Annotated in this window: 8 protein-coding genes; 6 read left to right on the forward strand and 2 right to left on the reverse strand. The window is 74.6% G+C overall.

The window, feature by feature from the left end:
* Positions 1-50: 50 nt before the first annotated feature.
* From ABZ497_RS17985 to sph, 3 genes are all read left to right on the forward strand, one after another.
* On the forward strand, positions 51-1,010 hold the full coding sequence (locus ABZ497_RS17985) for a deoxyribonuclease IV (protein WP_329490965.1): 960 nt from the start codon (positions 51-53) through the stop codon (positions 1,008-1,010).
* Positions 1,011-1,175: 165 nt separating this feature from the next.
* Positions 1,176-3,272, forward strand: coding sequence for an MMPL family transporter (locus ABZ497_RS17990; protein WP_359806199.1), 2,097 nt, complete (start codon positions 1,176-1,178; stop codon positions 3,270-3,272).
* Between the two features lie 72 nt (positions 3,273-3,344).
* Complete coding sequence (gene sph, locus ABZ497_RS17995; RefSeq protein WP_359806201.1) at positions 3,345-4,349, forward strand: sphingomyelin phosphodiesterase; 1,005 nt, start codon at positions 3,345-3,347, stop codon at positions 4,347-4,349.
* A 225-nt stretch (positions 4,350-4,574) separates the two neighbouring features.
* On the opposite strand, the gene ABZ497_RS18000 is transcribed toward sph, so the two are convergent.
* Positions 4,575-4,781 (reverse strand): hypothetical protein, encoded by a 207-nt coding sequence (locus tag ABZ497_RS18000; RefSeq protein WP_359806202.1) that lies wholly within the window; start codon positions 4,779-4,781, stop codon positions 4,575-4,577.
* A 9-nt stretch (positions 4,782-4,790) separates the two neighbouring features.
* Positions 4,791-7,979 (reverse strand): DEAD/DEAH box helicase, encoded by a 3,189-nt coding sequence (locus tag ABZ497_RS18005; protein WP_359806205.1) that lies wholly within the window; start codon positions 7,977-7,979, stop codon positions 4,791-4,793.
* Between the two features lie 193 nt (positions 7,980-8,172).
* Between ABZ497_RS18005 and ABZ497_RS18010 the strand changes: the two genes are divergently transcribed.
* The 3 genes from ABZ497_RS18010 to ABZ497_RS18020 all read left to right on the forward strand — a co-directional run bounded on the left by ABZ497_RS18010 (position 8,173) and on the right by ABZ497_RS18020 (position 10,618).
* Positions 8,173-9,495 (forward strand): MFS transporter, encoded by a 1,323-nt coding sequence (locus ABZ497_RS18010; protein ID WP_359806207.1) that lies wholly within the window; start codon positions 8,173-8,175, stop codon positions 9,493-9,495.
* 472 nt (positions 9,496-9,967) lie between these two features.
* On the forward strand, positions 9,968-10,294 hold the full coding sequence (locus tag ABZ497_RS18015) for a hypothetical protein (RefSeq protein WP_359806209.1): 327 nt from the start codon (positions 9,968-9,970) through the stop codon (positions 10,292-10,294).
* A gap of 129 nt (positions 10,295-10,423) precedes the next feature.
* Positions 10,424-10,618: a DUF1508 domain-containing protein gene (locus ABZ497_RS18020; RefSeq protein WP_329490958.1), complete on the forward strand. Its 195-nt coding sequence runs from the start codon at positions 10,424-10,426 to the stop codon at positions 10,616-10,618.
* Positions 10,619-10,735 lie beyond the last annotated feature (117 nt).

The following is a 10,735-nucleotide window of genomic DNA, read 5'->3' on the forward strand; positions in this document are numbered from 1 at the left end:
GCACCCGTCCGGGCGCCGGGCCCGCCGGCCCGCGTGGCATGCTCGGGGTCATGAACACCGCCGTCGCCGCGCCGCCCGCCGCGGCCGTACCCGCCGCCTCCGCCCGCAATCCGATCGGCGCCCACGTGCCGGTGGCCGCCCGCGGACTGGCCGGGACGGGCCTCGCGTACGCGCGCCGGGTCGGTGCCGAGACGGTGCAGGTGTTCGTGGCCAACCCGCGCGGCTGGGCCACTCCCCCGGGCAACCCCGCCCAGGACGCGGAGTTCCGCACCGCCTGTGCCGAGCAGGGCATCCCGGCGTACGTGCACGCGCCGTACCTGATCAACTTCGGCTCGGACAACGCGGCGACCCGCGAACGCTCGGCCGACTCGCTACGGCACTCCCTGCTGCGCGGCCACGCGATCGGCGCCGCGGGCGTGGTGCTGCACACCGGTTCGGCGGTCGGGACCGCCCCGGGCGGCGGCTCCCGGCGGGCCGAGGCGATGGCCCAGGTCCGCGCGGACGTCCGGCCGCTGCTGGACGAGCTGGACGCGCTCGGCGAGGACGCGCCCTGGCTGCTGCTGGAACCGACGGCCGGTCAGGGCAGCTCGCTCTGCTCCCGGATGGAGGACCTGGCGGCGTACCTGGACGCGCTGGACGGCCACCCGAGGGTCGGGGTCTGCCTGGACACCTGCCACGCCTTCGCGGCCGGTCACGACCTGGCGGCGCCGGGCGGCACCGGCGCGGCGCTGGACGCCCTGGTCGCGGCCGCCGGGCCGGGCCGGCTGCGCCTGATCCACGCCAACGACTCGGAGGACGCCGTCGGCGCGCGCAAGGACCGGCACGCCAACATCGGGGCCGGGCTGATCGGGGCGGAGCCGTTCCGCGAGCTCTTCGAGCACCCCGCGACAGCCGGTGTCCCGCTTCTGGTGGAGACCCCGGACCGCAAGCACGGCGGTGACGGCACCGGGCACGCGAGGGACATCGCGGTCCTGAAGGAGCTGCGCGCGCGGGCCGCCGTACCGGCGTAGCCGCCGGGCTCCGGCGCCGCGGGCGGCTCGCGAACCACGCCCGAACCGGGCCGCCCCGCCCGGTCCGGTACGGGCCGCCCCCCGACCGGTTCAGCCCGGGCTGCCGGGTAGCGGGAGCGGTGGGAGGCTGGGACGACTGACGCCCGAGGCCCCTGGGAGTTTCCGATGAGCCCGACCCGGAAGCTGGCCACCCTGCCGTGCGGCCGCCGCAGCAAGTGGGTGGTCCTGGCGCTGTGGCTGGTGCTGCTGGTGGTGGCCGGGCCACTGGCCGGCAAACTCACCGACGCCGAGGACAACCAGGCGTCCAGCTGGCTGCCGGGCAACGCGGAGTCCACCCAGGTCCTGAACGAACAGCGGGCCTTCCAACCGGTCGACACCGCCCAGGCCGTGGTGGTCTACCAGCGGGACGGCGGGATCACCCCCGCCGACCGGGTCGAGGCCGCCCGCGACGCGACGGCCTTCGCGAGCGCCCCGCACGTCCTGGGGCCGGTGGTCGGACCGGTGGTCTCCGCCGACGGCCAGGCGATGCAGACGATCGTGCCGGTCGACATCGGCACCGGCGGCTGGCAGGACCTGCGTCCGGCGGTGGACAGCATGCGCGCGACCGCCGCCGACAACAGCATGGGCATGGCCACCCACGTCACCGGGCCGGCCGGGGTCGGCGCCGACCAGGCCGAGGCGTTCGCGGGCATCGACGGCACCCTGCTGGCCGCCACCATCAGCGTGGTGATCATCCTGCTGCTGCTCACCTACCGCAGCCCGGTGCTCTGGGCGCTGCCGCTGATCTCCGCGGCGGGCGCGCTCGTCGTCTCCCAGGCCGTGATCTACCTCCTCGCCGAGCACTCCGGACTGACCGTCAACGCGCAGAGCGCCGGCATCCTCATCGTGCTGGTGCTGGGCGCCGGCACGGACTACGCGCTGCTGCTCACCGCCCGCTACCGGGAGGAGCTGCGCCGGCACGAGGACCGGCACGAGGCGATGGCGTTCGCGCTGCACCGGGCCGGGCCGGCGATCCTGGCCTCCTCGGCCACCGTGGTCGCCTCGATGCTCTGTCTGCTGGTCGCCGAGATGAACTCCACCAGGGGCCTCGGCCCGGTCTGCGCGATCGGCGTGCTGGTCGCCCTGGCCGCGATGCTGACGCTGCTGCCGGCGCTGCTGGTGGTCGTCGGCCGCTGGGTGTTCTGGCCGGTCAAGCCCGCGTACGGGACGCCGGAGCCGACCAGGACCGGCCGGTGGGCCCATGTCGGCGGCTGGATCAACCGCCGTCCGCGCAAGGTGTGGATCGGCACCGCGCTGGCCCTCGGGGCCTGCTGCATCGGGCTGGTCTCGCTGAACGCCACCGGTCTGAGCACGGCCGGCTCGTTCACCGGGACGCCGGACTCGGTGGTCGGCCAACAGGTGCTGGAGCAGCACTTCCCCGGCGGCACCGGCGCTCCGCTGACCGTGATCAGCGCGGCGGGCGAGGCCGGTACCGTCCGCGCGGTGGCGCAGGAGACCCCCGGGATCGCCGGGACGTCGACCCCGACCACCCACGAGGGGCAGGCACTGTTCCAGGCCACGCTCGCCGACCCGCCGGACAGCCAGGCCGCCAAGGACACCGTGGACCGGGTGCGGGCCGCCGTCCACGCGGTGCCGAACGCCGACGCCAAGGTGGGCGGCAGCACGGCGGTGATCCTGGACGCCGGACGGGCCGCCGCCAACGACAACCGGACGATCATCCCGCTGGTGCTCGGCGTGGTGCTGGTGATCCTGGCGGTGCTGCTGCGGGCCGTCACCGCACCGCTGGTGCTGATCGCGACCGTGGTGCTCTCCTACGCGGCGGCGCTCGGGATCAGCGCGTTCTTCTTCGAGCACGTCTTCCACTTCGAGGGCCAGGACAACGCGTTCCCGCTGTTCGTCTTCGTCTTCCTGGTCGCGCTCGGCATCGACTACAACATCTTCCTGATGACCCGGGTGCGGGAGGAGTCCGCCCAACTCGGCACCCGGCAGGGGGCGGTGGCCGGACTGGCCGCGACCGGTGGGGTGATCACCTCCGCCGGGCTGATCCTGGCCAGCACCTTCGCGGTGCTCGGGACGCTGCCGGTGGTGGGGTTCGCCGAGATCGGCTTCGCAGTGGCACTCGGAGTGCTGCTGGACACGCTGGTGGTGCGCTCGGTACTGGTCACCGCGCTGACCATGGACCTGGACCGGCACATGTGGTGGCCGAACAAGTTGTCCAGTCAAGTCCACGATCCGGAAAGCCAGTTGAGCAGACATCTTTGAGTTACCGATGAGTTCACAAACTGCTTGTCGAACGTCTTGCCGGACGTGGCCGGGAGCGCGTTGACTGCGCGCATGCCAACTCCCACCACCCTCCGGCGCGCCTCGCGACTCGCCGCCGCCGGTGCCGTCGCCGCCGCCCTGCTCGCCCCCTGCGCCGCCGCCCAGGCGGTGACCGAGCCGACCGCGAGCGCCGCCACCCCGTCGGTCGCGCCGCTCGACGTGCTGACGTACAACGTCTTCCTGATGAGCAAGAACCTGTACCCCAACTGGGGCCAGGACTACCGGGCCAACGCGATCGCGGCCGCCGACGTCTTCCAGGGCCACGACGTGGTCGTGCTCCAGGAGGCCTTCGACAACAGCGCCTCCGACCAGCTCACCGCACAGGCCTCCGCCGCGTACCCGTACCACACCCCCGTGGTCGGCCGCTCGACCTCCGGCTGGGACGCCACCAGCGGCAGCTACACCTCCACCACCCCGGAGGACGGCGGGGTGACGCTGCTCAGCAAGTGGCCGATCCTGCGCAAGGAGCAGTACGTCTTCAAGGACGCCTGCGGCAGCGACTGGTGGTCGAACAAGGGCTTCGTCTACGCGGTGCTGGACGTCAACGGCCGGCGCACGCACGTCATCGGCACGCACCTGCAGTCCACCGACACCGGCTGCTCGGCCGGGCAGCCCGCGGCGGTCCGGGCGGCGCAGCTCAAGGCCATGAAGGCGTTCATCGACGGCAAGAACATCCCGGCCGCCGAGCCGGTGCTGATCGCGGGCGACCTCAACATCGACTCGCACGGCAGCGAGTACCCGTCGCTGCTGACCAACGCGAACGTGGCGCCCGCCGACACCCGCGACGGCTGGGCCAACTCCTTCGACACGGTCGACAACTCAATCGCCGCCTACCGCTACCCCGGTGAGCCCAAGGAGGACCTGGACTACGTCCTCTACCGGGCCGACCACGCCCGGCCGGCGCGCTACACCAACACGGTGGTCCACTTCCACAGCTCGCCGTGGACGGTGAGCAGTTGGGGTACGAGCTACACCTACAACGACCTCTCCGACCACTACCCGCTGACGGCTCGGTAGCCCGGCCTGCCGCCTGCCCGGCCGGTGCCCACGGCGTGAACCGCGGGCACCGGCGGGGCGGTGGGGCCCGGGGGGCCGCTCCGGGCAGTTGGGATCGGGAGGGCCGCTCCGGGCGGTTGGGACCGGGAGGGCCGCTCCGGGCGGTTGGGATCGGGAGGGGCCGCTCGTCCGGCGGGGGAGGAACGGGACCTCCTGGCCGGTCGTTCGGGAACACGGCCCGAGCGGTCAGCCGGTGTCGGTGAACCGCCGGTACGCGGGGGCGAGCAGCGCCTCCAGCGGGCGGCCGCGCACGGTGATCCCGGAGGCGACCAACCCGTCGACAGCCGGGGCCGCTTCGGGGCCTGCGTCGGCGGGCGCGATCGGCGGCGGGACCCTGCCCTGCCAGAAGGTGTCGAGCGACTCCGTCAACGGGCGGTCATCCGGTACTGGCATGGCGGCGGGTCACTCCCCGATCGCGTCGGCGGACAGGGTCAGCAGCTCGCGCAGCCGCTCGGTGGACAGCTCGGCCAGCCACTGCTCGCCGCCGCCGACCACGGCGTCGGCCAGCGCGCGCTTCGCGGAGATCAGGTCGGCGATCCGCTCCTCGACGGTACCGACGCAGACCAGCCGCCGGACCTGCACGTCGCGGCGCTGGCCGATCCGGTGCGCCCGGTCGGTGGCCTGGTCCTCGACCGCCGGGTTCCACCAACGGTCCAGGTGGATCACCTGGTTGGCGGCGGAGAGGTTCAGACCGGTGCCGCCGGCCTTGAGCGAGAGCAGGAAGACCCGCGGGCCGTCCGGGGCCCGGAACCGCTCGACCAGGTCGTCCCGCCGCCCCCGGGGCACCCCGCCGTGCAGGTACAGCACCTCGCCGCCCAGGCGGCGGCTCAGGTACGGCTGGAGCATCGCGCCGAACTCGGCGTACTGGGTGAAGACCAGCGCGCGGTCCCCCTCGGCCAGCGCCTCCTCCAGCACCTCGACCAGCCGCTCGACCTTGCCCGAGCGCCCGGCCACCTCCGTTCCGTCGTGGAGGAGTTGGGCCGGGTGGTTGCACACCTGCTTGAGCCGGCCGATCGCCGCCAGCACCGCCCCCTTGCGCTCCACGCCCCGGATGCCCTGGAGGCGCCGCAGCAGATCAGCGACCACCGCCCGGTAGAGACCGGCCTGTTCGGCGGTGAGCCCGCAGTGGACGGTGAACTCCTGCTTGGCCGGGAGGTCCTGGGCGATCAGCGGGTCGCTCTTGCTCCGGCGGAGCAGGAACGGACCGCTCAACCGCCGCAGCCGGGCAGCGACCTCGGCGTTGCCGGACTGCTCGACCGGGATCGAGAAACGCTCCTTGAACGACTCCGCACTGCCGAACAGGCCGGGGTTGGCGAAGTCCAGGACGGCGTGCAGATCGGCCAGCCGGTTCTCGACGGGCGTGCCGGTGAGGGCGATCCGGGGGCCGGAGCGCAGTGATCGCAGCGCCCTGGACTGCCGGGCCGCCGGGTTCTTCACCTGCTGGGCCTCGTCGGCGACGATCCGCCGCCAGCGGATCCGCCGCAGGTCGGCGACGTCGCGCTGGACCAGTCCGTAGGTGGTGATCACCAGGTCGGCGGACGGATCCGGCGCCGAGCGGTCGGCGCCGTGGTGGACGTGCACGCGCAGGCCGGGGGCGAACCGGGCGGCCTCCCGCTGCCAGTTGCCGACCAGCGACATCGGGCAGACCAGCAGGGTGGGCCCGGCCGCGCCGCGCTCCTGCTCCAGCGCGAGCAGGGCGAGGGTCTGGACGGTCTTGCCCAACCCCATGTCGTCGGCGAGCACCGCGCCCAGGCCGAGCCGCCCGAGGGCGTCCAGCCAGGCCAACCCCCTTCGCTGGTAGGGGCGGAGAGTGCCGGTGAAGGCCTCGGGCAGCTGCGGCGTCCGGTCGGCGTCGCCGGGCCGACCGGCCAGCAGGTCGCCGATCGGCCCGGTCGCATGGACGGCCGTGACGGGGAAGCCGTCCACACTGGCCCGGTCGTCCACGGCCAGTCGGAGCAGCTCGACCGGCTCCATCGTGCCGCTGCCGTGGTCGGCCAGGAACCTCACGGCAGCGGCGAGTTGGGCCTGGTCGACCTCGATCCAGCGGCCGCGCAGCCGGACCAGGCCCTGCTGGGCGGCCGCAAGCTCGGCCAACTCCTGCTCGGTGAGGGTCACTTCACCGAGCGAGAGCTGCCACTGGAAGGCCAGTACGGCGTCCCGGTCGATCTGCGCGGTGCGCTTGACCGCGCCGGGGGTGGCTGCCGGAGCCGCGGTGAGGGCCAGCCCGATCCGGGGGCGCCGCTGCCACCAGGCCGGGAGCAGTACCCCGAAGCCGGCCCGGGTAAGGGCCGGCGCCGCCGTGCGCAGGAAGTCCAGCGCGCCGTCGCGGTCCAGGTCGACACCGGTGGGGCGGGGGTCCAGCAGGGCGGTGCGCAGCGGCGGGTGGATCCGGGCGGCCCGGTCGAGCTCGGCCAGGTAGGCCTCGGCCGGATCCGGGACGGTGCGGGCCAGGGCCGCGTACGCCTCGTCCTCGGCCCACAGCGCGGCGGCGGGGACCACCAGGGACGGCCGGTCGGCGGCCTGGACCAGCAGGTCCAGCCGCCAGGAGTCGGCGACGGCGCCGCCGTCGGGGTCGTCCGGGTCCGGCCCGAGCGGTTCGCCGAGGCGCAGGTTCAGCCGGACCGGGCTGTCCGGGGACCGGGCGGCGTACCAGGCGGCGAGCCGCTCGGGCAGGTCGGCGGGCGGGCGCTCGGGAAGCCGGCCGTCGGCGGAGTGGAGCGCGGCGAGCCACGGTTCGGCGGGCGGTTCGAGGTCCGCGAGCGCGGCCCGGGCCTCGCGGTCGACCAGGGTGTCCAGCAGTTCTGTCGACAGGTCGACGGCGCTGCGCCCGGCCGGGGCCGGCTCCGTTGTCCGCGGTCCGGGCGTGTGCTGTCCGGACGCGGGCGCTGCGGGCACGGGCGGTGCGGGCGCTGCGGGCACGGGCGGTGCGGGCATGGGCGGTCCGGGCGCGTGCTCGGCACGGCAGACCGGGGGGCAGCCGGCGGCCAGGGCCGCGAGCTCCCGGCGGGCCGCGGAGTCCGGCGCGGGCCGCCAGCGCGCGTACCACTCCCCCGGCCGCTCCTGTCCCAGCGCGGGCAGCAGCCGCCCTCGCCCGACCAGCCGCCAGGCGAGGTCGTGGACGGCGGACAGCCAGCGCAGCGAGGCGCCGTAGGCGACCTCGACGGTTTCGCCGCCCGGGAGCTCGACGGTCGCGCCCGGCCAGTGCGGGTCGTGCAGGGCACCCAGCAGCTGGGCCGCCTCGGCGGCGTCGAACAGCAGGGTCGGCACCCGCCAGGGGCTGAGCGTGACCCCGCGCGGCGCGGCTCCGACCGGCAGATCGGGCGAGGGCACCGGTCGGCCGCCGAGGGCGGGCAGCAGCAGGCCGGTCCAGCGCTCCGCCCCCTGGCCGGCGAGCCAGTCGAGGCCCGGCCCGATCGCGCCCAGCAGACGCGCGACGTCGGCGGCCGCGCAGGCGAACGGATGGGCGCCGGCCCGGGCGCCGTCCGCCGCACTCCGGCCGGCCGCCGCGCGGCCCTCCCGGTACACCGCGGCATCCTCCGCCCAGAGGGCGAGGCGGCCGTCGGCTCGCCAGAGCGCGTGCAGGGCGTACATCGGCCGGGGCCTTCCGGAGCGGTGCGGACAACGGGCTTCCCAGCCTAGCTTCGAGGTCCGACAGGTCGGCCGGGCGGCGGGTGGTGCTCCCCGCAAGTCCCCCATGAGGTCTGTTGACATCAAGTATCTTGACGTCGAGATTCATGTCCGGCAGGCTGCTCCCCGAACACCGGAACGGCGAGGGGCAGGGGTCATGGCACAGCACGGGGGCGGACTACTGGCGCAGCTGCGGCGGCCGCCGGGCGGACGGGATGGGCGGGTCATGCTGCTCGCCCAGTTCCTGGACCGGACCGGCACGGGGGTGTGGGCCGCGGCCTCGGTGCTGTACTTCACCTTCGTCACCCGGCTGGACGCGCGGCAGGTCGGCCTGCTGCTGGGCGTGGCCGCCGTGGCGGGCATCGCCGGCTCCCCGCTGGCCGGGCATCTGGCCGAACGGTTCCCCGTCCGGGGGCTGCTGATCGGGTGCCACCTGGTGCGGATTGTCACGATGGGCCTGCTGCTGGTCTGCGACGGCTTCACCGCGCTGCTCGCCGTGATGGCGGTGACCTCCCTGGGCGAGCGGGCGGCCAAGACGCTGGAGATGCTCTTCGCCACCCGGTCGACGGGCGAGCGGCGCTCCACCTACCAGGCACTCACCCGCAGCGCGGCCAACGCCGGGTACGCGCTGGGCGCGGGCATCGCGGCGGTCGGCCTGGCGGTGGGCACCACCGACGCCTACCGGGCACTGGTCCTCGGCAACGCGCTGTCCTTCGCGGTGACCGCCGTCCTGGTGTGGCGCACCCGGGAACCGAGCGGCGGCGGCCGGGTCGCGGCGCGGGCCGATACGCCGGGCGCCCCGGCACAGGAGCCGGCGCCCAGCCCGTGGCGGGACCGCGGGTACCTGCGCTTCGTCCTCCTGGACATCCCGATGAGCCTGGACGACTCGGTGCTCAACGTCGGGCTTCCGCTCTGGCTGGTGAACCACACCTCGGCGCCGCACGCCCTCGTGCCCGCCTTCCTCGCGATCAACACCGTCCTGGTGGTGGTGCTCCAACTCCGGGTCTCCGCGCGCGCCGAGGGCCCGCACCGCGCGGCGGCGGCCGTCACCCTGTACGGCGTGGCGATGTCGACGGGCTGCGCGGTCGTGGCACTCGGCACCGCCGGCGGGGCCTGGTCGGCGGCGGCCGCCCTGCTGGTCGCGGCGATGCTGGTCACCGCCGCCGAGCTGATGCGGTCGGTGAGCTCCTGGGAGCTCGCCGTCTCGCTGGCACCCGAACGGGCCCGGGCCTCCTACCTGGGCGTGGCCGGCATGGCCCAGTCCGTCCAGAAGTCGGCCGGCCCGCTGCTGCTGACCGGCGCGGTGATGGCCGCCGGCCCGGCGGGCTGGCTCACCCTCGGCGCCGCCGTCGCGGGACTCTCCGTCGTGCAACGCCGCTCCTGCGAACGGCGGTTGGCGGCGCTTGCCGCACCGCCGGCCGAACCGCCGAGCACTCCCCCGGGCGGAGCCGTCGACAGGGCACCGGAACTGCGCGCCTGAGGTCCGGTCTCCGGAGGAGTTGCCGCCCGCGAACCGCGAGGTGGAGTCGCTCGGGGCGGGCGACGACCGAGCGGGCGGCCGTCGACCGGGGAGCGACACGCGGTTCAAGCCTCCGGCGACGGGAACGCTGCGGCCGGGGGTGGTCGGGATGGCAACGGCAGGGGGTACCGGCCCGGGGCCGGGGACCGGTCCGGGCAGCGGCGGCGGGCCGAGCGGCGGTGGCGGGCCGGGGAACACGCCGGGCGGCGGACCCGGCGCTCCGCCCGGGCGGTCACGGCAGCAAGCCGTTCGAGCCTGGCTGGGCCACTGGTCCACCGTCCTCGGCGGTCTCGGGACACTGCTCGCGGGACTCGCCGCCGTCCTGACCTGGTGGCAGCTTGCCGGGAACGACTCCCCTCACCCGGCGTCCTCCGGCGGGCCGGCCGCCGCCGCGGCACCGGCGAGCACGTACGCGTCGACGACTCCGGGCCCGGTGGCCACCGCCACGACGGCGTCCTGGGCCGGGACCTGGCGCGGGAGCATCACCCAGGGCCGCGAGAAGTACGTCGTCCTCGTACGGATCCGCGACGCGCGGATCGGCGAGGAGTTCGCGGACGCCGAGTACTCACCGCTCGGCTGCACCACGGTCTGGCTGCTCACCGAGCGCCTCCCGAAACGGCTGACCGGCCACGAGAGGGTCACCCGCAACACCCGGACGACGTGCGTGAACGGCGACTTCGTGCTGGAGCCGCGCAGCGACGGCACGCTCCTCTTCGACTGGGGCCCGTCGCGGGCCACCGGCATCCTGACCCGCGAGTAGCACCGCCCTGAAACTCTCGGCCCGATCGCGGTAGGGGGTGACCCATCTGGCCCATCTGGCATGCGGTGGTGGGAACTTGGGCCTACGTTGCGGTGCGAGGGGGCTACCGGACCGAAAGGTGAAGACCCAATGGCAGGGAAGTTCGAGCTGTACACCGACGAGACCGGCATGCACCGGTTCCGGCTCAAGGCGAGCAACGGCACCGTCGTGGTGACGGGCGATCCGCACGAGAGCCGGGACGACTGCATCAGGAGCATCGAGTCGATCCGGAAGCTCGCGCCCTACGCGGAGCTCAAGGAGACGGCGGCCGGTCCGGCCCGGTAGGGCGGACGCACCGCGCTTCGGGCGGGTGAGGGCGGAAATGCGGGTCGGTGGCACAATCGCCGACCCGCGTTCGTTTGTTCGACAGATCCCTTTGGCCGCCTGCACGCCGGATGCGGA

It is taken from the genome of Kitasatospora sp. NPDC005751, assembly GCF_040630835.1.
Lineage (GTDB): Bacteria > Actinomycetota > Actinomycetes > Streptomycetales > Streptomycetaceae > Kitasatospora.

Coding starts and splice junctions, on each gene's coding strand:
- ABZ497_RS17985 (WP_329490965.1), top strand. CDS start 51: ATGAACACCGCCGTCGCCGCGCCGCCCGCCGCGGCCGTACCCGCCGCC.
- ABZ497_RS17990 (WP_359806199.1), top strand. CDS start 1,176: ATGAGCCCGACCCGGAAGCTGGCCACCCTGCCGTGCGGCCGCCGCAGC.
- sph (WP_359806201.1), top strand. CDS start 3,345: ATGCCAACTCCCACCACCCTCCGGCGCGCCTCGCGACTCGCCGCCGCC.
- ABZ497_RS18000 (WP_359806202.1), bottom strand. CDS start 4,781: ATGCCAGTACCGGATGACCGCCCGTTGACGGAGTCGCTCGACACCTTC.
- ABZ497_RS18005 (WP_359806205.1), bottom strand. CDS start 7,979: ATGTACGCCCTGCACGCGCTCTGGCGAGCCGACGGCCGCCTCGCCCTC.
- ABZ497_RS18010 (WP_359806207.1), top strand. CDS start 8,173: ATGGCACAGCACGGGGGCGGACTACTGGCGCAGCTGCGGCGGCCGCCG.
- ABZ497_RS18020 (WP_329490958.1), top strand. CDS start 10,424: ATGGCAGGGAAGTTCGAGCTGTACACCGACGAGACCGGCATGCACCGG.